The organism is Dictyobacter sp. Z7_2 (assembly GCF_057551105.1).
In genome coordinates this window covers 3,419,441-3,445,893 of record NZ_BAAJPE010000001.1, presented here as the reverse complement: position 1 = coordinate 3,445,893, position 26,453 = coordinate 3,419,441, and the positions used below count along the sequence as shown (strand labels likewise).

Annotated in this window: 4 protein-coding genes; all 4 read right to left on the bottom strand. The window is 53.0% G+C overall.

Annotation, left to right across the window (positions count from 1 at the left end; genetic code table 11):
* Positions 1–11: 11 nt before the first annotated feature.
* Entirely contained in the window at positions 12–13,763 is a 13,752-nt protein-coding gene (locus tag AC27N8_RS13390) for an SDR family oxidoreductase (RefSeq protein WP_487067790.1), read from the bottom strand.
* 6 nt (positions 13,764–13,769) lie between these two features.
* A complete protein-coding gene (locus tag AC27N8_RS13385; protein WP_487067788.1) occupies positions 13,770–23,504 on the bottom strand; it encodes an SDR family NAD(P)-dependent oxidoreductase in 9,735 nt (3,244 codons plus the stop codon).
* Positions 23,497–25,272 (bottom strand): fatty acyl-AMP ligase, encoded by a 1,776-nt coding sequence (locus tag AC27N8_RS13380; protein WP_487067786.1) that lies wholly within the window; start codon positions 25,270–25,272, stop codon positions 23,497–23,499. Before AC27N8_RS13380 ends, AC27N8_RS13385 begins: the two co-directional genes overlap by 8 nt.
* A gap of 233 nt (positions 25,273–25,505) precedes the next feature.
* The gene (locus AC27N8_RS13375; RefSeq protein WP_487067784.1) at positions 25,506–26,180 is read right to left on the bottom strand and encodes a helix-turn-helix transcriptional regulator; all 675 of its coding nucleotides are present in this window, start codon (positions 26,178–26,180) and stop codon (positions 25,506–25,508) included.
* Between the last annotated feature and the right edge of the window lie 273 nt (positions 26,181–26,453).

Below are 26,453 nucleotides of genomic sequence, written 5' to 3'. Positions count from 1 at the left end.
CATCAACCTCGCTATCTTGTTTTTCTGCTTGCGCGTGCACGTTGCTGCTGACTGGCCCGACGCTTCTCACCGCGCTCCAGGCGTTCAGTGGCGGCATCATTCGACGAGCCATGTTCGATATATTGAGCCATCATCGCAATCGTCGGGGCCTCATAGAGGAGATGTGAGGCAAACGTTTCGAGCTGAAACATCTTACGCAGACGTGCCATCAGATCGATACCATTCAGCGAATTGCCACCCAATTCGAAGAAATTATCGTTGATGCCCACCGACGAGACGCCCAGCAACTCTTCCCACAGTGTGACGATACGCTGCTCTGCCTCATTGCGAGCCGGTACATAGGCCACTCCCAGGGCTGGTCGGGGATACTTTTCACGCTGCTGATGCAGTGCAAGCTCTTGCTCCAGGACAAAGGCAGCAGAAAATTGTTTGCTCTGTTCCGCCATGATACGAAAGTTTTGTGTTGAGACAATCGCATAATCTATCCCGGTCGTCAGCAGACGCTCAAGAGCCTCCGCACCTTCCTCGAAAGAGATTCCAAACTGCTGTCGATTCTCTTTCAAGAACGCCTGAATCTGCACATCATAGCCGGTCAGACCGGCCTCCCAGGCATTCCATTGCCACTCACCCCAATCGACAGCGACTATGCGACGCGTTTCAGCTTCCGGTCGCTGCGACCAGGATTGTGCATACGCGCCCAGAAAAGCATTTGCGGCGCTATAATCGATCTGTCCCGGGCCGCCACCTGTCATCGCAGTCACCGAGGAGAAGAGCACAAGAAGCTCAACATCACTATCCCGTAGCGCCTCTTCCAGCACCAGCGTTCCAGAAACCTTGGCAGAGAGCACCTCAGACGCCTGCGCTCGCGTCTTCAACTGCGTTAAACCGACGCCAGGCACGCCAGCGGTATGCAGCACGGCATAGATCTGACCAAACCGCTGCTGAGCCTGTTCAATTGCAGACTGCATCTGCGCCAGATTACTAACATCGGCCTGGACTACCTGCACCTCCGCTCCCAAAGCCTCCAGAGCTAACACCTGCTGGATACGTCGACTGACTCCACCCTGCCCCTCATCTTCCAATAACGTCTGTTCCCATAGTTGACGAGGAGGCAGGCCATGTCGTCCAACCAGCACCAGATTCGCCTGATAGGCACGAGCCAACCAGTTAGCCATTGCCAGGCCGATCCCTCCCAGGCCGCCTGTGATCAGATAGGTGCCACCGTGACGCAACGCACGAGACTGTCCTTCACTTGGAGCCAGAGACATCTTTTCAAAGGAAGAGATCCAACGCCGCTTTCCGCGCAAAGCCAGCAGAGCCGTCTCCTCTGAGGAGAGAATCTCCTGAAGTACCTGTGCCATCAGTGCCTTCTCTTGCTGTACCTGCACCACCTGCCCAAGCGTTATATCAATGGAGCGACAGCGGATATTAACATATTCCTGCGGCAATACGCGACAAGGACCCATCAGAGTAGCGCGTGCGGCTTGGAGCATCTCATTTCCGGTAACGTTTTGGACGTCGTTAGAGATAATCGTGATCTGACACTGTTCTAGATCGGCATCGCCGATGGCCTGAGCCAGACTGAAGAGGCTATAAAAGCCCAGTTCCAGCTCTTCTTCGACCGATCTTGTTGCTCGACCAACGCTCCAGAGATGCAAGATCTGCTCCACCCTCTCGCTACGCGTCTGTAAATCTTGCAGCAGCAGTGCATAATCGCCTTTCTCAGCTGGATTCACCTGATAGGCATCCACGCCGAGGCGAGCAAAGCCAGGTCCCGGCCTCACAGTGACAACCTTGCCGCCGTGCTGGATCAACTGCGCGACGAGTTGACTGCCAACACCCTCATCATCCAGCAGGAACACCCAGAGTCGCTCAGCACTGCCAATCTTGTTCGTCAGCGGAGCAGCCGATTGCCAGCTCGGGACATAAAACCAATCCTCCAAAGCCTCACGCGGTAAAGACTTCACAATATCCTGTGGTGCCGCCGCTGATATTGTCTCGCCACGATCCAGAATACTGCCGGCTCCCTTACGGGACTCCAACCAGTAGCGCTGACGCTCAAAGGGATAGGTTGGCAGAGGAATCCGTAGACGTCGTTCATGCTGATAGAACTGTGTCCAATCGATCGTGACGCCGTTCATCCAGAGTCTTCCCAGTGTCTTGAGTAGAAAAGGATGCTCAGCTTCTTTCTCGTAGGCAGGAGGCAACGTCGAGCTCACCAGAATCATCCGCTCACGTGTACAATCTGGATGCTGGCGCACAAACGAGCTTAAAGCTTGTCCGGGTCCTACTTCCAACAGTTGATACTCTGACTCATTCAGCAGCGTGCCGACACCTTCCGCAAAGCGCACGGTCTGACACATATGCAAGGACCAATATGCCGGATCAGTGGCTTGCGCGGCAGTAATCCAGGTGCCAGTCACATTCGAGACATACGGAATGCGAGGCGCATGCAGCGTGAGAGTCTGGACAAAGTTAGTAACACGCTCCTGCAGACTCGCGAGCATCTGCGAATGAAAGGCATGTGTTGTTTCCACATAGCGGTAGGCGATATCATCGAGCCGAAGCTGCTCACAGACGCGAGCCAGATCAGCGGCCGGACCCGCCAGTACGCAGGCATTTGGACTATTGATAATCGCCAGATTTACCGTCTCATTGAGATAGGACTCCACCTGCTCGGACGACAGGGAGACAGCGATCATCTCGCCAGCAGGCAATTCGCTGATCCAGAGGGCACGCTGAGCGACCAGCTTCAAAGCATCCTCAAGCGAGAACACGCCAGCCAGGCAGGCCACCACATACTCGCCCAGACTATAGCCGAGCATAGCCTGTGGCTGTACACCCCATTGCAGCAGCAGTTGAGCCAGAGCATACTCCAGAACAAACGTCAGCGGCTGAGCAATATGCGTCTGCCGGAGATCGTTACGGGCAGATGAATGCCCATTTTGTCCATTTTGTCCATTTCGACCGTTATGACCATTGCTTCCATTGCCATTGCGCCCCAGCAGATCGCGCAGGTTAAGCCCTGCGGTTGGTTGCCCCGGCGTTTCCGCATCGGCCGAGAAAAGAAGATCCTGCAACTTGACGCCTAATTGATCTTGGAGCAGTGCACAACAGCGATCAAACGTCTCACGGAAAGCCGGTTCCTGCAAATACAGCTCATGGGCCAGACCAGGAGTAAGTTCACCTACACCAGGGAAAAGGAAGGCCAATGGGCGATCCGTCCGACTCTCAATGCGCACGCCTGCCGTCTCCGGCAGCGCCAGCAATTGTATAGCCTCTTGTTGATCTTTACAGAGCAACATCATACGATGCTCAAAGCGTCGACGACCTCTCTGCAAGGTATAGGCGACATCAGCCAGATTCTCTCTGGGATGCTGCTCAAGAAAGTCGTGCAAGCGTCCTTTGATGCTGCTGAGAGCAGGCTGCGAACGCGCAGACAAGAGCAGTAACTGCCATGGCCGTGAGGCTCCCGACGGCTCACGTAATGGAGCTTCTTCAACGATTACATGAGCATTCGTGCCCCCCATGCCCAAAGAATTAATGCCGGCCAGACGCGGTTTCTGCGTACGCGGCCAGGGTCGTAATTGAGTATTTACAAAGAACGGGCTCTGCTCAAAATCGATCTCTGGATTCGGCGTCTCATAGTGCAGACTGGGTGGAATCAATTCATTCTGGAGTGCCAGTACCGTTTTGATCAGCCCCGAGACGCCTGCCGCACGATCCAGATGTCCCACGTTTGTCTTGACAGAACCAATCGGACAATACCCATTCTTATCGGTCTGCGTACGAAACGCCTTCGTCAGCGACGTAACCTCAATCGGATCGCCCAACTCGGTCGCCGTGCCATGCGCCTCAATATAGCCAATATTCTCTGCCGCCACGCCAGCATTTGTCAGAGCCTGAGCAACCACCTCAGATTGTCCCACGACGCCGGGGGCTGCATAACTGACCTTAAGAGAACCATCATTATTGATCGCCGAGCCCTTGATCACAGCATGGATATAATCGCCATCCTCGATCGCATCCGAGAGTCGCTTCAGGAGTACCACGCCAACACCATCGCCAAACATACTGCCCCGAGCCTCGGCATCGAAAGTATGACAATGACCATCAGGAGACTCCATGCCACCCGGCTCATAGAGATGTCCACCAACCATAGGGACACGGATCGACGAGCCACCGGCCAGAGCCATATCGCTTTCACCATTCAGCAAGCTCTGACTGGCAAGATGGACCGCGACTAGCGAGGTCGAACAAAATGTCTGGACCGCAAGACTGGGTCCGCGTAGATTCAGCTTATACGATACACTCGATGTCAGAGAATCCTTATCATTGCCTGCCATCAACTGATAATCGTTGATACCGGCCAGCTGTGAGGATTCGGCCGAGAAGAGATAGGTACTTATATTCGTGCCGCCATAGATCCCGATCAGCCCTTCATACGTCTGAGTATCATAGCCAGCCCGCTCCAAGGCCTCCCAGGCGCACTCCAGGAAGAGTCGATGTTGTGGATCAGTCAACTCTGCCTCGCGTGGACTATAGCCAAAGAAGGCCGCATCAAATTGCTCGACAATTTCGGGAGGCAGCATAGGACGAGCCGGAACATAATTGGGTGCCTGTATTACTTCTGGATCGATACCGGCGGCCTCCAGCTCTTCGGAAGTAAAGAACCGGATACTTTCGACGCCATTGGAGAGGTTATCCCAGAATTGTTCCAGCGTACTTGCGCCTGGGAAGCGTCCACTCATGCTCACGATTGCGATGCTCTCCGTCTCAACGCGCTGACGCGCACGACCGCGACGAGCTGCCAGACTCTCCCGCTCCTGTACCTGCTCCGGCTCGGGCTGCTCGGGCTGCAAATATTTAGTCAAGAGGCTAATCGTGGGAGCTTCAAACAGTGCAACCGCTGGAATCGGACGTCGCAAAGCCTTTTTCAGCTTATTGATCACTTCCAGAGCGATCAACGAATTGCCACCCAGATCAAAAAAGTTATCGTACAGACCAATCGTAGTGAAGCCCAGCACCTCTTGCCAGATACCACTGATGATCTGTTCATAATCATTGCCGACCGGCACGCCACCACGCGAGGTACGCATCGACGGTTGCGCCGTCTGGTTGCTTTTCAGCAGGAGATCTGTCCGTATCCATTGTCGCAAGCGAGCATGCAGATCGCCTGTCGAGTTAATCAGATGAGTCTGTCCGCTCATGATAGCGCGTGTCAATCCTTCGATGGCCTCTTCAGGACTCATCGCAAAAGCAGCGATTGTACCCCCCATCGAGCCATGAGCATTTGCCCGTACCTCCCAGGTATCCCAATTGACGCTCTTCCAGCGCCCTGGATTATTACGATTCTCGCGTCGTGCAAAGGCATCCAGATATCCATTAGCGGCGGCATAGGCGGCAAAGCCCAGACCTCCAAGCACAGCCGAGAGCGACGAGAAGAGGAAACAAAAGTCCAGTTCCAGACCATCCAAAGCCTGTGCTAACGCCTGTGTGCCATAGACTTTTGACTGGAAATGTTGCTCACATTCTGTATGCTCAATATCTTGTACCGCTTTAAAATACTTCTCATCGACCAGACCGGCAGCGTGGAAGACACCATGTAGATCCCCGAAAGTTACCAGCACATCTTGAACGATATCCTCTAGCTTCTGAGCATCCGTGACATCCGCACGATAGATAAGAATCTGGCTACCCTGCTCCTCAAGAGCCTGCACGCGCAAAATTTTCTGACTGATCTCATCCTGTGCTTCATGCTGAGACATCCATTCAGACCATTCATGACGAGGAGGCAAACCCGAGCGTCCCAACAAGACCAACCGTGCCTGTACCGTCTGTGCCAAATGCTCGGCGAGAGCTAGACCGATCCCTCCCAGGCCGCCCGTGATCAGATAGACACCTTGTTGGCGGAAGGCGGGAAGCTCTGATACAACCGGCTCCAGAGCATAATCTTCATAATGCTGTCGCCACCGCGCTCCCTGGCGATACGCAACCTCGAAATCGCTGGCTGGTCTGGTGCACTCCTCGATCAGATAGGTCAGATCGCTGGCCTCATTCCATTCACCAGCAGCCGGGACCTCAATATCGACACTGCGGCAGACCAGATTAAGTGGTTCTTGAGAAATGACTTTACAGGCTCCCAGCAAGGTCGCCTTAGCAGGCTCCAACGCCTCATCGCCCAGAATTTCTTGCAAGCCAGTCGAAAGCACAATAATCTGCACCGGCTCATCATACAGATGGGACGAAAGTCCTTTTGCCAGATATAACAAACTGTAAAAGCCTGTTTCCTGCTGCTCTCGAAACGATTCAGCATCCAACGTGCTCGACGCCACAGATGCCTGCCAGCAATGCAAAATACGCTGTGGTAGACGACCTTGCTCCGCCAACAGGCTAAAGAGCCGAGCATAATCCTGTGGCTCACGAGATGAAATAGTAAAGCTCGACTCATCACCCTGGCTCCATTGAGTGGATACAGCAACAGTTATCACGGAATGGCCAAGTCGCTTCAGCCCTTCTCCCAACTGCCTTCCCAGACCCTGCTCATCGCTAAAGATCAGCCAGGAGAAAGGAGATGCAGTCTGACTGACCACCGGTAGACTACTTTCCTGCCAGGCAGCCCGATAAAACCAATCGGCGATTTCCGGCTTCCGTGTGATCGCTACCTGAGCTTGCTCATCGATCGTCCCGAGCGCTGGCAGGCGAGCATTTCCGACGCCAGCCAACCAATAGCGCTGCCTTTCAAAAGGATAGGTGGGAATAGGAATACGTCGTCGTCGCTCATCGGCATAAAAGCCGTCCCAATCGGGAGTCACACCGGCCAGCCAGAGTTTACCGAGAGCGAACAGAATCTGTCCTTGCTCTGTCAGGCCAGCAGTATTAGGAGCCAGTGAGGATACAATCTGCGCAAAGCGTGTGCGCTCGCAGGCTGGATGCTGTCGTACAAACGAACTTAACGCCTGACCGGGTCCAATCTCCAGGAGGACATGTTCTGTATCCCGCAAGAGATGCTCAACGGCATCAGCAAATTGAACCGTCTGACACATATGATCGGCCCAGTACGTCGGATCAGTCGCCTGCTCGGCAGTAATCCAGGTACCTGTTACATTCGAGAGGTAGGAAATCTGTGGAGTTTGCAATGCAATGGTCTGCAACAATTCCAGCAGGGATGCCCGTACAGGTTGCAACAAATGCGAGTGAAACGCATGAGTTGTCTTCACATAACTACAAGCAATTTCCTGCTGCCGAAGTTCTGCTTCAACCGACTCAATCGCTTCAGCGTCGCCTGCCAGGACACAGGTAAAAGGAGTATTCACAATCGCCAGGCTGACACGTTCGCTCAGATAGGACTGCACCTGCGTTGGAGAGAGTGCCACAATCAGCATCTTTCCCATCGCAGCCTGGTGAATCAGCTGGGCACGGCGCGTTACCAGCGTAAGAGCATCTTCCAGAGAGAAGACTCCTGCCAGACAGGCGGCGACATACTCACCCAGGCTATAGCCCAGCATTGCCTTTGGCTCTATCCCCCACTGCATCCAGAGAGTCGCCAATGCATATTCAATACTAAAGACAATTGGCTGAGCCAGATCGGTACGCGCCAATGGATCAGGCATCGTAGCTGCTGCTGACGCTCGTCCGAGCAAGGCACGCAAATCTGGCAATCCACCATTGGAGCTAGTTTCCTGGGTCGCAGAAGGATACAGGATTGGCAAGAGATCTAGCTGGCAGTTTTGCTTCACAATCTCACAACAGCGCTCAAGTGCCTGACGGAAAACTGGCTCCTGCTCATACAGCTCACGCGTTAATCCGGCAGTCTGCTCACCAACACCAGGAAAAAGAAAAGCCACCGCACGATCGCGCCGATCCTGCACATTGTGAGCACCTTTCAAAGTCTCCATGTCCTCAAGGAGAGTCAGAGCCTCGTCTCGGTCGCGACAGACCAGCATCCGCCGCTGCTCAAACACGCTTCTGCCGCGTTGCAGCGTAGAGGCGACATCTGCAAAAGCCTGCTCTGGCTGCTCCTGGAGATGTTGGCGGAGTCGTCGCGCCATCGTCTGCAACGCGGTCTCCGTTTTAGCGGAGAGGAGCAGTAGTTGCGTGGAACGTGTAGCGCTGGCAACTTCAGCTTCGGGAGCCTCTTCCAGCACGACATGAGCGTTTGTCCCACCCATTCCCAGCGAATTCACGCCTGCGCGACGTGGATGCTCTCCGCGTGTCCAGGGCAGCAGGTGATTATTAACAAAAAACGGACTCTGCTCAAAATCGATCTCTGGATTCGGGGACTGGAAATGCAGAGTTGGAGGGATCTGTCCATGCTTCAAAGCCATCACAGCTTTAATCAATCCTGCGACACCGGCGGCTCTATCCAGATGTCCCACATTGGTTTTCAGAGATCCGACGGCACAGTAGCCGCTCTGCTCGGTCTGAACGCGGAACGCCCGTGTCAGTGAAGCAATCTCAATCGGATCACCAAGCTCGGTACCAGTTCCATGCGCTTCAATGTAACCGATACTTTCGGCCGAGACGCCAGCATTCTCAAGTGCCTGAGTCACCACATTCGCCTGACCAATCACGCTTGGAGCGCTATAGCTCACCTTGAGAGAGCCATCATTATTGATCGCGGACCCTTTAATCACCGCATGGATCGTATCACCATCGGCCAGAGCATCTTCCAGACGCTTCAGCACCACGATGCCAACGCCATCGCCCAGCACGCTTCCTTCGGATTTTTCATCGAAGGCGCGACAATGCCCATCTGAGGACTCCTGACCACCTTCCTGGAACATATAGCCGACGCGATCGGGGACACGTACCGAGATACCACCGGCCATCGCCAGATCGCACTCGCCCTGAGCCAGACTCTGGCAGGCCAGATGAGTCGCCACCAGCGAAGTTGAACAGAACGTCTGCACCGCAAAGCTTGGTCCACGCAGATTGAGCTTATAGGAGACCGTTGTGGTCAAAGAATCTTTATCATTTCCGATCCCGATCTGAAAGCCATCGAGCGCCTGTACATCATTGCCATTCGCGATCAGAGAGAGCAGATACATACTCATATTGGTACCGCCAAAGACACCAACCAGACCATCGTACGTCTGACAATCGTAGCCCGCCTGCTCCAGAGCCTCCCAGGCACATTCCAGGAAGAGCCGATGCTGTGGATCGGTCAACTCTGCCTCGCGTGGACTATAGCCAAAGAAATTGGCATCAAACTGATCTACGTGCTCTAACACCGGACGAGCCTTGACATAATCTGGATCGTGCAACAGGGAGGGATCAACGCCGGCCTCAAGCAACTCGGCATCGGAAAAAGGAGTAATCGATTCGACGCCATCGCGCAGATGTTGCCAGAACTGCTCGACGTCGGCGGCTCCCGGAAAACGTCCCGACATACCAACGATAGCGATTCCTGTTTGCTGCGTTTTCGTGCGCGCCTGACGCCGACGCTCCTCGAATACATTTGTCTTTTGAGACTTCTCCTCAACGGGTGCTTCGGGCTGGAGATAGGTAACAAGTGCGCTGATAGTGGGCGCTTCAAACAGAGCAACCGCCGGAATAGGACGATGGAACAACTTTTTCAAGCGCGAGATCACATCCAGAGCGATCAGTGAATTGCCGCCCAGATCAAAGAAATTCTCATACAGCCCGACCTGCTCCATCCCGAGTACCTGCCGCCAGACCTCGCTGATCTGTTGTTCATACTCCTCACGTACAAAGGAAGCGCTCAAGGACACAGTCGAGACGCTCTTCGTGCTGCTTGTGCTTGTCTCGGTCTGCAACGACTCCAAGCGGATCCATTGACGCAGGCGAGCCTCGAGATCGCCGGTTGAGTTCACCAGATGAGTATGTCCACTGGCAAGCACTCTAGTCAGAGCCTCAATTCCCTCAGCGGGACTCATCGCAAACGCCTGGATCGTGGCACCTAATGAGCCATGCACATCTGCGCGTACCTGCCAGGTATCCCAGTTAACACTGATCCACCGCTTCTGCTGCTCAACGGCATTATAATAATCGGCGGCCGCATCCAGGAAAATATTCGCCGAGGCATACGCCGAAAACGCCAGCCCTCCCAGGACAGCCGAGAGCGACGAGAATAGGAGGCAGAAATCAGTCTCAACCTCTGCGAGCGCCTGTGCCAAAGCATACGTGCCATACACCTTTGACTGGAAATGAGCTTCACAGTCGGCGACTGTAAGATCCTGGATCGTTTGGAAAGCTTCCGGAGCCGTCAGGCCAGCCGCATGAAAGACGCCATTGATAGATCCAAAGGCATCCAATCCAGCTTTCACCATCTGCTGCACATGAGCGGCATCCGCCACATCGCCCTTGCATAGCAACACCTCGCTACCAGCGGCCTCCAGCCTCTGAATCAAGCGAATTTTCTGCTTCACCTCAGCATCGGCAAGCTCATCATGGAGAAGGCCATCCCACTCACCACGCTCAGGCAAAGCAGACCGCCCGATCAGTATCAATCGTGCCTGATATGTATCGGCCAGATACTCAGCCAGAGCCAGCCCGATCCCACCAAATCCGCCAGTAATCAGATAGACGCCATGCTGTCTCAACGGCACAGCCTCAGAGGAAATGGCAGGCAATGGCATCGCTCGATAACTTTGTATCTGCCTCACGCCCTGACGATACGCGACCACCAGATCACTACTCTGGCTACAAGCTTCCGCCAGGACATACTCAGGAGCTTGCTCCGTAATCTCAAGATCGATGCTGCGACAATTGATATTCAGCGGCTCCTGAGGAATAACTTTACAGGCTCCCAGGATAGTCGCATTCTCTGGTTGCAGCCAATCGTGCTCGCTCACCTTCTGGAGATGTGAGGAGAATGCCAGCAACTGCACGGAGTGCTCAAAAAGATGCTCCGAGAGAGCGCGTGCCAGGAAAATCAGGCTATAGAATCCCTGCTCCTGCCGTGTCTTAAAGGTCTCTACATTTGCCGGCTGCCGAGCATCATCAAGCTGGATACCCCATCCATGCAAAACGCGAAAAGGCAATTTCCCCTGTTGTGCCAGCAAAGTACAGAGCTGTGTATAATCGCGCCCCTCCTCGCCAACGCGGACAGAAAAGCTCGTGTCGTCAAACTGAGCAAACTGGGTGCCAGCATAGACGCGAATAAGCCTGTGTCCCTGGCTTTGGAGCTGTTCTCCGACACGTTCAAGCAGTCCGCCTTGATCAGGAAAGACCAACCAGGTTTGAGGGCCATCGATCCGCTCATCGGTCAGTAGCTGTTCCTGCCACTGTGCTTGATAAAACCAATCTGTGCTATCGACGGTGCGACTAATAATCTGCGGCTGTTCAGTAACTTTTTTCGTCTGAGGCTCATCGATCCAATAGCGCTTGCGCTCAAAGGGATAGGTTGGCAGCGAGACGCGCAACCGTTTCTCCTCAGTATGCAACTGCTGCCAATCCAGCGTCACGCCAGCCAGCCAGAGCTGACCAATCATCTTGAGCAAGACCGCCCGTCCGGATAGCTCACTATCCTGCGAGATACTGGCTACCAGACGCTCGGCATATTGCTCATCGATCGTAAAGGCAGTGCCTCCATGACCGATCTCCAGCACAACGCTGTCGCCGCTGGTGAGCAGATGCTTGATACCGGCTGCTGGATCATGTGGCTGATGCAGTTGCTGGCTCCAATAGCCAGGATCGGTCACCTGTTCGCTACTCAGGGCTGAGCTCGTTTCATTGATACCCAGAGGGATCTGGGGAGCCTGCCAGTTCAACGTACGCATAAATGTCAGAGTTGCCAGGTCACCTACAAGCGAGGATTGACCATGCTGAAGGGCCAATTTCAAGGCATCGCGTAGACTCAGGACACCACAAACGCGGGCGACAATCTCTAGACTCTGGCTGGTTCCCCACACGATCTGAGGTTGGATGCCGGTCTGCAACAACGCCTGTGTGAGTGCGTACGTGCTTGCGAAGGCGATAATTCGTGGTAGTGCGGAATCTTGCTGCACACTTGCGGCAATAAAATCGCTAACCTGTTCAAGCTCAAACAGAGCAAGCAAATCTGGTCCACGCAAAGACGCAATCGTCCGAGCGCACTCTTCAATGCAGGATTGAAAGTAGCTATCGCTTCGATATAGCTCCCAGGCCAGACGCGTCAAAGCTTCTCCCGTACCCGTATACACCAGAGAGACCTGACGATCTCTATTGACCTGATACGAACTACCGGCGGCCTGTGTGCTGGCCTGATAAAGATCGCTACTGGCGCTCTGCATATCGCGGCTAATAACAATCCGCCGATAATTAAATTCGCCTCGTCCGACCTGAAGCGTATAGGCAGCATCTGCCAGATTGATCTCGGGCCGCTGAGCGAAATAAGCGGCCAGATTTTCTGTAGCCGTTGTCAGAGCGCTAGCGCTTTTGGCAGAGAGTGTCAGTAACTGCCATGGTTGTGCCTCATCCGACGCATCCCTGAAGGGAGCCTCTTCCAGCACAATATGAGCATTCGTTCCGCCGACTCCAAATGAGCTGACTCCGGCGCGTCGTGGAGTCTCCCCCTGCTTCCACTCTTGGAGCTGCGTATTCACATAGAATGGACTCTGCTCCAGATTCAAATCAGCGCTGGCACTTTCAAAATCCAGGCTTGGCGGCAGTTGCTGATGCTTTAAAGCCAGGGCAGCCTTAATCAATCCAGTCACGCCTGAGGCCCGGTCCAGATGACCAATATTCGGCTTCACCGAACCGATCGCACAAAATTGTGTCTTATCGGTACCGCGAGCAAAAGCTTTTTTCATCGCAGCCAGCTCTACCGAATCGCCCAGAGCAGTACCGGTGCCATGCGTCTCGACATAGCCAATACTCTCGACATCCACCCCGGCATTGCTGATCGCCTGTGCAATCACCTCAGTCTGCCCATTTAGACCCGGTGCCGTATAGCTGACGCGTACACTGCCATCATTATTAACCGAGGAGCCCAGCAGGATTGCATAGATTTGATCACCATCTTCGAGTGCATCTTCGAGCCGTTTCAACGCCACGACGCCCGCCCCGTTCCCCATCACACTCCCCTGCCCCTGCCCATCGAGCGCCCGACAGACACCGTCGGGCGACAGGATGCCCCCCTCTTCATACATATAACCGGCGACCTGTGGCAGCATCAGAGCCACGCCACCAGCCAGAGCGATATCGCACTCGTAGTTGAGCAGGCTCTGAGAGGCCATATGCGTCGCCACAAGTGAGGTAGAGCAGAACGTCTGTACAGAGATACCAGGACCTCGCAAGTTCAACTTATACGACACAGTCGAGGCCAGAGAATCTTTATCATTCCCAACCGAAGCCTGAGCATAGCCCACATCGCTCATCAGATCGCGATTGGGGATCAGATTTTGCAGCAGATAGGTGCTAAAAGCGGTTCCGGCAAAAACGCTGATCAGATCTGGATAGCGTTCGGGATCATAGCCAGCATCTTCCAAAGCCTCCCAGGCGCATTCCAGAAAGAGTCGATGTTGCGGATCGGTCACCTCCGCTTCGCGTGGAGAATATTTAAAGAAGGAGGCATCAAACAGAGCAGCATCATCCAGGATAGCGCCTGCTTTGACATAATTGGGATTCGCTAGAAGCTCAGAATCAACGCCAGCCTGCAAAAGTTCCGCATCGGAGAACTGGCGAATCGCCTTCTCTCCATGTGTAATCTGCCGCCAGAGTTCTGGTACATTCCGCGCTCCAGGGAAACGGCCCGACATGCCCACCAGGGCAATGGCGGTATCATACGCGACGGTATTCGAAGAAGTGGCATCTGACATACTACGTTATCTCACCCTTCTAGTTTCTCGCATGCGCTGCTTGAGATTCTCTCGACGCTTCTCGCTGCGCTCACGTGTTTTCGCCTCAACAGAGGCGGGAGCCTGATTTTGTTCAAGATGGTTTGCCATCAAGCCGACGGTTGGCGCTTCATATAAGATATAAGCGGGCAGATCGGCATAATTAAATGCTTTGCGCAGATGAGCAATCAGATCCACGCCCAATAAGGAATTCCCTCCGAGATCGAAAAAGTTATCATGAATCCCGACCGGCTCGATGCCAAGCAGTTGCTCCCATAAGGTCGCGATCGCCCGCTCCAGATCATTGCGTGGCGCAATATAGGACGTCTCTAATTCAGGCCGGACATGCGTAGCGGAAGCTTGCTCTTCACGGTGCTCGCGCTGCAACAGATTAGCGACGGTAAAAGCCTTACTGGCCGTCAGGACATCTGTAAATTCCTGCGTTGAAACAATAATCTGCTCATGCCCGGCCCGCAGAGCGCTCTCTAACGCGGCCATCCCCTCGTGGAAAGTCAGACCAAAGCGTCGTCGATTCTCCTTCAACATATCGCCCATCGCCCCAAAGCCAGCCATCCCCTCTTCCCAGGCATTCCACAGCCACTCGCTCCAATCGATCGCCAGCGTGCGACCATGCTGGTAGCGATGTTGATGGGCATAGCTATCAAGAAAAGCGTTAGCAGCACAATAATCGACCTGCCCCGGACTTCCAGTCATTGAGGTAATCGAGGAAAAAAGCGCCAGGAAATCCAGCGGGACATCCTGTAAAATGCGCTCCAGCACCAATGTGCCCTGAATCTTTGGACGCAAGACCTGCATGGCCTGTTCAGCCTGCTTCAATTGGATCAGACCACTGCCTGGGACCCCTGCCAGATGGAAGACTCCATGCAAGACTCCAAAGCGCATCAGGACCTGCCTCTTCACCTCCTGCATCTGAGCTTCGTCGGCAACATCGGCGGACAGCGACAGAACTTCAGCTCCTTCAGCCTCCATTGCAAAAATGCGTCGGATACGCCAGCCATCAGTCCCAACTTCATTTGATTGCTCTTGCAGAGCGGCCCACTTGTCGCGATTGGGCAGAGGTGTACGTCCCACCAGCACGATTCTCGCGTGATAGGACTGTGCAAGATGTTCTGCCAGTGCCAGGCCAATCCCTCCCAGACCACCAGTCAGCAGATAGACGCCACCCTGTCGCAAAGCAGGAGTGGTAGCAGTATCGGCTAAAGTCACGGGAGCAAAGTCCGGCACCCAGCGTCGTCCTCCACGCAACGCCACCACCCGCTCCTGATCCTGTACCAGCAACTCTATCAGCGGCAAGGCCGTCGAGCGCGTCGTCAGACTCACATCGATGCTCTGACAGCTCAGCGCGGGATACTCTTGTGGAATCACAATTGCGGGACCTTTAAGCAAAGCGCGGAATGGATCAAGCTCCTCATAGCCAAAGACATCATAGGTATCATGCGTGACACAAGAGATATGACATGGCTTCTGACTCTGATCCCCTAAAGTTTGTGCCAGAGACAACAAACTCGAGAAACCTTGCTCAATCAGCGCCTCGCCATCAGCATCCAAACTCCACAGATGCACAATCTGATCAGGCAGCAAATCATGAGTGCGCAGCTCTTTAAAAAGCTGCTGATAATCTTCGCGCACAGCGGCCCGTACTTGATAACATTGCTCCTCCAGCCGCCCAAACATGGGACCCTGTTCAACCAGGACCACCTGCTGCTGCCGATCCTTGAGTTGCTGGATAAGTTCAGTACTTACGCCGCGCTGATCGCGGAAGATCAGCCAGCATTGCGGCTGCCTGACCAACCGATCGAGCAGATGAGTTGATGCCTGTTCAACGCTCTGCTTCCAGAGTGGTAGAGAGAAATACTCACGTACCTGCTGCTTACGCTCCGATCGCCCACTCGCAGACTTGAGTAGTTTGACGACGCCAGGAGTTACATCATCGGCCGCTTTTGGCTCCAACCAGTAGCGCTGGCGCTCAAAAGGATAGGTTGGCAGAGGAATACGTTGACGGCGCTCTTGGGCATAGAACCCTTCCCAATCGACCTGTACGCCTGCCAGCCAGAGTCTCCCAAGCGTATTCAGTAGATAGGACTGCTCAGGCTGTGACTCTCGTGCAGACGGCAGCGTAGATAACACCAATTGCATCTGCTCACGCGTACAATCCGGATGCTGGCGCACAAACGATCCCAGCGACTGGCCTGGACCTACCTCCAACAAAAGCATCTCTTTATCTTCAAGCAGTTGTGCCACCCCATCGGCAAAGCGCACGCTCTGACACATATGTCTGGCCCAATAGCCTGGATCAGTAGCTTGCTCGGCAGTAATCCAGGTACCAGTCACATTCGAGATATACGGGATCTGTGGTGGATTAAGCATCACGCTACTGGCTAAAGCCGTCAGAGATGAGCTCACCCCAGCCAGCATCGATGAATGAAAAGCATGTGTTGTTTCCACACGCCGGAAGGCAATCTCCTGCCGCATCAGATGCTGCTCCACCTGATCAAGCGCATCATATGGTCCCGCGAGGACACAGGTATTCGGTGCATTGATGATTGCGAGATTGACATCCTCACTGAGGTACGGCTGGATCGCTTCTTCGGAGAGCACAACGGCCAGCATTGCTCCTTTAGGTTGTGCCTGAATCAACTGCGCTCGTTGCGTTACCAGCTTGAGTGCATCTTCAAGCGAGAGGACCCCACTCAGACAGGCCGCAACGTACTCACCCAGGCTATATCCGATAAATGCCTGGGGATGAATCCCCCATTGCATGAGTAATTGTGCCAGTGCGTACGAGATCACAAACACAGCAGGCTGAGCAACCGCTGTATCGTGCAGAGTGAGCTGATCTTTAACCTGCTCTTGTACTGGCTGGCTATGATGATTCTTTCGGCCCAATAACGTTCTCAAATCCAGAGCGGGAGCCGCTTCATTGACCGTAACTGTCTTCTCAGGAAAGAGCAAAAGAAGAAGATCAAAGTTTACCTGAGCTTTGACAATAGCACAACATCGATCAACCACCGCGTGAAAGATCTCTTCTTGCTGATACAGAGACCTTGCCAGGCCGCCATACTGTTCTCCCACCCCGGGCAGCAGGAAAGCAACCGGGCGCTCGCGCCTGCTTTGATACGTCTGACTAAGCGAACTGGCACTATGCTGAGCTAAAGCCTCAATGGCCTCAGATCGATCGCGGCAAACAAGAACCTGACGATAGTCAAATGCGCTGCGACCGCGTTGCAATGTAAAGGAGACGTCGGCAAGATCCAATTCGGGATGCTCCCGCAAATGCTGAGTCAGGTTAGTCGACATCGCTTGTAACGCGGTCGCGGTACGAGCAGAGAGCGGCAATAATTGCCATGGACGTGATCCACTGGTGGGAATAGCAGGAGGTGCTTCTTCCAACACCACATGAGCATTGGTGCCACCCATCCCGAGTGAATTCACCCCGGCGCGGCGCGGCTTGCCGTTGCGCTTCCAGGGACGCAAAGTTGTGTTGACATAAAAAGGACTATGTTCAAAATCAATTTCTGGATTCGGCGTCTCATAGTGCAGGCTAGGAGGGATCATCTCGCGCTGAAGTGCCAGACTCGCCTTAATCAAGCCAGTCGCGCCTGCCGCTCGATCAAGATGGCCTATATTTGTTTTAATCGAGCCGATACCACAATAGTGTTCCTTATCCGTCTGAGTCCGATACGTTTTGGTCAGCGAGGTGACTTCGATCGGATCGCCCAATTCGGTTGCTGTCCCATGTGCCTCGACATACTCAATGCTCTCCGCTGTCACGCCAGCATTCGCCAGAGCCTGAGCGACTACCTCGGCCTGTCCCGCCACGCTTGGAGCACTATAGCTAACCTTCAATGAGCCATCATTATTAATCGCCGAGCCCTTGATCACCGAGTAGATAGTATCGCCATCTTCGATCGCATCGGAGAGACGCTTGAGTGTCACCACTGCAACACCATCGCCAAAGATGCTACCGCGAGCCTGAGCATCAAAAGTGCGACAATGCCCATCGGGCGAATCCATACCGCCTTCCTGATAGAGATACCCTGTAACAGTTGGTACCTTTAGAGAAACGCCACCCGCCAGGGCGATATCGCATTCGCCATGCAACAGATGCTGACATGCCAGATGCGTCGCCACCAATGAAGTAGAGCAGAATGTCTGAACTGCAAAGCTTGGTCCTTTCAAATTCAACTTATAGGAAACAGTTGTCGTCAAAGAATCTTTATCATTGCCAACGCCAAGTTGAAAGCCATCGACCGACTGCAAAAGATCCGATTGCGCAGCCAGCTCAAGCATGTATGTACTGATATTCGATCCACCAAAAACGCTAATCAGGCCAGGATAAGTATAGGGATCGTAGCCGGCCAGTTCCAGAGCCTCCCAGGCGCATTCCAGAAAGAGCCGATGCTGTGGATCAGTCAATTCAGCTTCACGTGGACTATACCCAAAAAAGGTTGCGTCAAAGCGATCGATATCTTTCATGATCGGACGCGCTCTGACGTAATTGGGATGGTGGACAAGTTGTGGATCAACGCCTGCTGCCAGCAACTCCTCTTCCGAGAAGAAGGTGATCGACTCGACTCCCTGACAGATATTCTGCCAGAGCTCATCGACACTCGCCGCTCCTGGAAATCGTCCAGCCATCCCAACGACCGCAATCGCATCCTGCTTCTGATCCTGCGCACGCTGACGACGGCGCTGCTGCCGCGACTCTTTCTGCGCATCACTCTCCTGAAGCTGCTCAGGATTAAGATATTTAGCCAGCGCACTGACAGTTGGAGCTTCAAACAGCACAACAGCAGGAATCTGGATCTGAAACTCTTTCTTTAAGCGAGCGATCACCTGTAATCCCAGCAGAGAATTCCCACCCAGATCAAAGAAATTATCATAAAGTCCAATCTGATCGATATTAAGCTCTTCCTGAAAAATCTCAGCAATCTTGCGCTCATACTTGCCGGTACTCGGCACATAGGTCGTCGCCAGAGCGGGCCGTGTATAGCGTGGGGCTGCGCTGGACACCTCATGCAGCTTCTTCACATGCACGCTCTCCAATTGGAGCCAGTTACGCATACGCTCATGCAGATCGCCGGTCGAGACCACAATGTGTGTTTGATCACACTGTGACAACAGACGATTAAAGGCCGCAACTCCTTCATCCGCGCTCATCGAGTACAGCGAGACCGTCGACCCCATAACTCCATAGCGATGCACGCCATGACGCTCTTCTTTCACCTGCCAGATATCCCAGCCCATGCTATTCCAGTGAGTGCCCTGTTGTAGTTGATTATGCTGATGTGCCAACACATCCATATAGATGTTTGCGGCCGTATAACCAATGAAGGCCAATCCTCCCAGCACAGAAACTAGCGACGAGAACAGAATACAGAAATCGAGTTCCTCAGCAGCTAGAGCCTGCTCCAGAGCACGTGTGCCATACACCTTCGGCTGAAAATGTGCTTCGCATACAGCCACTGGATCAATCTCCTGCACCACGCCAAACGCCTGCTCATCGAAGATGCCTGCGGCATGCAGGACGCCATGGAGTCGTCCAAAGCGTTCGTGGATAGCGACCATGACCCTGCTCATCTGCTCAGCATCGGCGACATCCGCCTGCAAGAGCAGCACTTCGGCCCCCAGCATTTCTAGCTTTTGCACACTCTGTATCTTGACACTAAGAGGATTGGTAGCATCATGCGACTCAAGCCAATCCTGCCAGGTAGATCGCTCAGGCAGAGCAGAGCGTCCCAGCAGCACCAGGCGTGCCTGAAACGTTTGTGCCAGATATTCGGCCAGCACCAAACCCAGGCCGCCCAGGCCGCCAGTAATCAGATAGACGCCACGCTGCTGCAAGGGGAGATCTTGCGTGGCTGGCTCAGCGATATACTGTGCCTGAAACGTCTCAACCCATCGTTGGCCGTTACGATAAGCGACTGCGATATCCAGCGCGGAGGAACATACCTCTGACAATAACGTCTGCCGATTCAGCTCATCGCCAGCGAGCAGATCAATGCTCCGACACACGATATGCTGATACTCTTGTGGAATAACCTTACAGGCCGCCAGAATCGTCGCCTTCTCTGGCACTAACGTCTCCGTGCCCAAGACAGGCTGCACGTTGCTGGAAAGGACCGTAACCTGTATCCGTTCCATCTGTTGCTCGTACCCTGAACGTCCCAGAGCCTGCGCCAGATAGAGGATGCTGTATAAACCATGTTGCTGACAATCCTGAAACTGTAACGCTGGCGTCGGTTGCTGATCAGTTTTTGCGAGGCTCCAGGCATGAACAATCTGTGCGGGGAAAAGATTATCCTCTAGTAGAGCGGTACACAGTGATACATAATCATCGGCCACGGCAGATCGCAGCGTATAGTGCAGTGCATCCTCCCGACGCAAAACATGTCCTTCATATACAATCACTACAGTACAGCCAGCCAGCCTGAGATCTTCAGCCAGACGAGATCCCGGCCCATCGACATCCGCAAAAACCAGCCAGACACCATCAGGCATAGTATGGTGTGCTTGGAGGGGGCTCTGTTGCCAGACTGGTCGATAGAACCAGTCACCAATATCGGACTTCTTGCCGCTACGCACCTTCTGACGAGTCTGTGCCGGTGTCGGTGACTCTATCCAGTAGCGCTGTCGCTCAAAGGGATAGCCCGGCAACACGATACGTTGTGGAATGTTCTCACCATGTAGCGCCTGCCAATCAACCAGTCCGCCCAGCTGCCAGTAGCGCCCGATAGCAAGGAGAAGGGCCGCTCGTGCAGATTGAGCTTCATGGGCGGCCGGCAGCGTTGAAAAAATGAGTGGAAAGCGTTCGCGCTTGCACAAAGGATGCTGGCGCACAAACGAAGATAACGATTGTCCGACGCCCACCTCTAAGAGCACCAGATCTGACTGCTGCAAAAGCTGAGACACTCCATCCGCGAACTGGACAGTCCGACACATATGCTCAGCCCAATAGCCAGGATCAGTCGCTTGTGCGTCAGTTATCCAGGTACCAGTCACATTCGAGATATAGGGGATAGTGGGAGCATGCAATGTACAGCTCTGGGCCAGTTTCGTCAAATCTTTCTTGATCACATCGAGCATCTGAGAATGAAAGGCGTGCGTCGTTGCCACGGGACGCGAGACGATCTCCAGTTGGAGGAGTTGCTCAGCCAACGCCTGCAAAGCGGCCGGTGGTCCAGCCAGCACACAGGTCGCCGGAGCATTCACGGCAGCAAGATTAATCTGCTCGCTCAGATACGGTTGTACATCCTGAACCGAGAGTGCAACCGCCAGCATAGTTCCTGCCGGTAACTGCTGAATCAACTGTGCTCGACGTGTCACCAGCTTCAGAGCATCCTCCAGCGAGAGCACACCTGCCAGACAGGCAGCCACATATTCGCCCAGACTATAGCCTAGCATAGCCTGCGGCTGTATCCCCCAGCGGATCAATAGTTGAGCCAGTGCATACTCAATGATAAAAACCCAGGGCTGAGCCAGCGAGGTCTGTTGGATCACCTGAGAAGACTTCGGCTGCACAGGTTCTGGTAGACGACCCATCAGGATACTCAACTGCGAGAGCGGCTCGACTGCATCATTTTTGCTCGCTCCTTGCAACTGAGCTTCGATATCTACTCCTAACTCTTTCACAAAGCTATAGCAAGTATCGACTATCTGCCGGAATGTCTCTTCTGTCTCATAAAGCTCCTGAGCCATACCAGGATATTGCTCACCCAATCCAGGGAGCAGAAATGCGACTGCACGTGTACGTGTTGTCTGCTCAGCCATCAACTCATGCTGTTGTAGCCGCTGCTGTGCATCCTCGGCACTGCGTACCACCACAAAACGCCGCTGCTCTAATCGTGCGCGTCCAACCTGGAGCGTATAAGCAACATCCGCAAGAGAGAGCGCTGGCTGATCGTGCAGAAAGGAGCTGAGATGCATACCAGTCTGCTCCAGAGCGCTGGCTGATTTGGCCGAAAACGGGAGCAGTTGCCACTTGTCAGGTGTTTGGGCAGTCCTCTCGACCGGAGGAGCCTCCTCCAGCAGAAGATGAGCGTTCGTACCTGACCAGCCAAACGAACTGACACCTGCAATGCGACGCTCGCCACGGATCTCGCCTGCACCTCCTAATGTCGTAAGCGACCAGGGTTCGGATCGCTGAGGAACCTTCACCGCGATCTCTTGCCAGGGGATATATGGATTAGGAGTACGAAGATTCAAATGGGCCGGGATCTCTTTGTGCTGTAATGCCAGAACTGTTTTAATCACGCCAGCGATACCGGCGGCTCCCGCCAGATGACCAATGTTCGTTTTGACTGCTCCCACCAACAGACTCTGCTCTGGCAAGCGCCCATGCCCATAGACATTCTGGAGGGCCTCGATCTCAATTGGATCACCTAACGCAGTTCCAGAGCCATGAGCCTCGACGTAGCTAACCCGCATGGGATCAATACCTGCATTCTGTAATGCCTGTTGCATCACCGCTTCTTGCGAGAGCCGATTGGGAGCCGTGATGCCATTGCTTCGCCCATCTTGATTCACAGCCGAGCCACGAATGACGGCGAGAATGGGATCATGATTGACCTGCGCATCGGAGAGGCGTTTCAGCACGACTATGCCACAGCCTTCACCAAGCACAAAGCCATCGGCATCGGCATCGAAAGTTTTGCAGTGACCATCTTTAGCAAGCATATTCATCTTGCAGGCATTGACAACATTTTCCGGCAGCATCACTGCGCTCACGCCGCCGACCAGAGCCAGATTACATTCCCGATTGCGCAGGCTCTGGCCCGCCAGATGAATTGCGACCAGAGATGAGGAGCAGGCGGTATCAATCGTGAGAGTTGGTCCATGAAAATCAAAAAGATAGGGAAGCCGACCAGCGGCGATGCTAGCCGAGCTTCCAATCCCAAAATAGGGATCATTCACATAGTTTTCTTCGCTATCGCTCCGCATCTGACGTTGAGCATACTCATAATTATTCATCATGCCCATAAAGACGCCGGTCTGACTTCCAGAAAGCGTATCGACCGCCAGGCCAGCGTTCTCCAATGCCTGCCAGGCAACTTCAAGCAACAGGCGCTGCTGAGGGTCCATCCGCAAGGCCTCGCGTGGCGAGATGCCAAAGAAGCTCGCATCGAACTGTGCCAGGTCATCTACAAAGCATCCACGACGTGTATACATCTTGCCAGGAGTATCAGGAGTAGGATCATAATATAAGTCGCTATCCCAGCGTTCATGCGGAACATCGCTACTGACATCTCGGCCCTCTTGCAGGAGCTGCCAGAAGGCCTCAGGAGTATTGGCACCACCCGGAAAGCGACAGGCCATACCCACAATCGCCAGTGGCTCACTGGCGAAGCTGTCTCCAGAGTTCGCACTCACTGATGCACTGGAGGAAGACGACACCTGATCAGGCGTCTCTTCTTGCGGCTCATCCTGTTTAAGTAGATGCCGCGTCAGCAGAGCAATATTGGGATAATCGTACACAATCGTAGGTGATAAAGAGTAGCCCAGCAGATCTTCGAGATCACCAGATAAACCCACAGTATCAACCGAGGTAAGTCCATAATCCTTCAAAGGTCGATGAGTATCTATCGTCGAGGGTTCGATATCGAGATACTCACTCAGTTTCTCTTTGAGCCAGTTCTGCAAAGTTGCTTCAGACACAAGAAGGGATGACGGCAACGCATCAAACTCTTGCTTTTCCTCACTCATCCCAGAGACTCAGACTTTCTGCTAAATAATCGGCCTGGCAGGCACGACGCTGCACTTTTCCACTCGAGGTCTTAAGGACGCTGCCAGCCTTAACCAGTACAAGATCATCAATCTGTAACTCATGCTCTTCCATCACAGCCGCTCTAATCGCCCTCATCACTTCTTGAGGGTCCAATGGCTTCCTACCAAGTGTCGTATCCTGCGTCGCAGAAAATGTATGCGCAGGTTTATAGCGCGGCTCAATTTCGGCAATCACGACCAGTTGTTCACGATTCTCTCTCTCTACAGAAAAAGCGGCGCAGCAAGAGAAGCGAATCGTCTCATGTGCTTTTTCGGTTGTAGCCTCAATATCCTGAGGATAATAATTACTACCATGAATGATAATTAAATCTTTTTGTCGGCCCGTTATAAATAAGATATCGTCAGCGATAAAACCCAGATCGCCGGTACGCAAGAAAGGTCCTTCATGAGTATCGCTGGTATAGTAGTGGAAGGTACTTTGTGTAGCCTCATCCTTGTGCCAATACCCCTGTGTGATACTCGTTCCACGTACACAAATCTCGCCCACCTGATCGGGAAGGCTTCTTGTGCCATCTTCCGGATTCACAATCAAGACATCTAGTTTCTCCGGCACACGTGGATAGCCAATATATGCTTGAGCCTCTGAATCATGCTCGTCTACGATCTCAACCTGATGCAGTTTGAGTTTGCTTTGATTAAAACTGCGTACCACCGTAGGAACTAACCTGGTCGAAGAAGCAATCATCAGGGTCGCTTCAGCCATCCCATAGCCTGGCATCATCGAATTCGCATTCAAGCCACATTCACCAAAGGTCGCGTGGAAACGATCCAGCGTCGCCTTGCGCAGAGGCTCTCCGCCATTAGCAATCACTTCCAGAGAGCTCAGATCAAGCTGCTGACGCTGTTCGGCTGTTATCTTACGGCAACACAGATCAAAAGAGAAATTAGGTGCCATCGTCATCGTAGCCCGGCAATCGCTGATTGCCTTCAGCCAGCGAAAAGGACGCTGCAAAAAGGTCACCGGCGAGAGCAGCATGGCGGGAAACCCGATATACATAGGATAAAGAATGCCACAGACCAGGCCAAGATCATGATACGGTGGCAGCCAGCTGACGATATAGCTCTGCTCGCTCTGCAGGCTAGACTCATGAATGATCTGCAAATTATCGATGATGTTTTGATGTGAGACCATCACCCCTTTTGGAGTTCCGGTCGAGCCTGATGTATATTGTAAGAATGCTAATGACGCTCCATTTATAACTGGTACTTGCCACTGCTCCGCCCAATATTCCGCCAGGATATCAGTCGCGATACACTCTGCATCGATCTCACTATTGACTAAATACTGCTGGAGATTCGGAAGCAAGGTACTATCACTTAAAATAATACGCGCCTGTGTATCAGTAATGATCGATTGAATACGCGCGATTAAACGAGGAGAATGAGGTGGATAAGCCGGTACGGCTATTGCGCCCGCATAGAGGCATCCATAAAAAGCTACTACATACGCCAGCCCGGGCTGATGCAAGATCAAAACAGGCTGACCTGCTGCACCTTTGCTCTGCAAAACCGCTCCCAGTATACGGGCCTTTTGATCTAATTCCGCATAGGTCAGCTGCATTTCTACCAGACTTTTCTGTGAAAGAAACGCATACGCCTGACGTTGAGGCTGATGCTCAGCACGCTGGCGAAATATATCCACTAATGTCACTGTTTCCGTGGACGGATCGAGCTGATATATACTCACGGATCTTTTCTCCAAACAACTAATTACAATCAGCACCGCGCGAATCTACAACAAGCATACGCTAGAGCTTTATAGCTGTCATGACTGACCTGCTGTATCTTTTCTACCCTCGAAAGTGTAGTTTTGCGCTAACCATAAGATGAAAAAAGCGCAGTATATTCAAAGTAATACTGCGCATGGAAACATTTCTGCTATAATCCGACCATTCATCAAATACGAAAAAGACAGTGAATCTATGGTGAACTAATTTGATCAATAATGGAAAACAATCCTGTTTGGTACGCGGCCAATAAGGCATCACGCTCACAATGCACACCCAACTGTTCATAAATGTGCTGCCGATGTTTTCCTACTGTCGCTGGTGCAATGCATAATAAATTGGCAATCGCCTCTTGATCATGGCCACGACACATCAGCAGGAGCACCTGCCGTTCGCGTTTCGTCAGCGGCCCATTCACATGATAATCCAGACTGCGACACTGTCCACGCAAAAACGATGACTGCTCAATCGTATATAACAACCAGCCACAGATTTGGCCCAGCAACTGCGCCGCTGGTATGGGGATTGAAGGACGGTCTTTGCACTGAGGATCGCTGGTGATACACAGCGTTCCGTAGACAATATGACCAAATTGAATTGGTAAGGTCAGGCTCAACGTCGATGAGTGTATATCTTTGCGCTTCCCCCGTGTATGACCTGGATGCAGATAAGCTCGACCCTGGAAGAGGCGCTTCACCTCATCGCATAAATACGATACATCACCCTGAGCCTGCTCGCAAAGTTGTTGCCCTGTTTGTAATAATTCCATACCCAATTGCATATCTTCAATGGTTTTCATACTCACAGACTCATCTTGTGAGTCCTGTCCCAGGTTACCGGCCAGTAGAACGGAATAATGAGCGTACATACGGAATAAACCTCCACCAATGACATTTCTACAATATCATGTCTCTCATTAGTTGTTTACGTCAGTATCATCTCTACATATAATTTTCTATTCCAGTTAGTCTATATATTCTCTGCCGCGCTCCTCTCTATCTTCATTTCCTGACTTTTACTAGCTAAAATGTTTTAGACGTCGAGGACATAAAAAAATAATTAAGACACCTTTATTACCTCATTTTTGCAGGCGTATCCTATTTTTATTGCCCAATTATTATGATAAGATATCCGATGCACC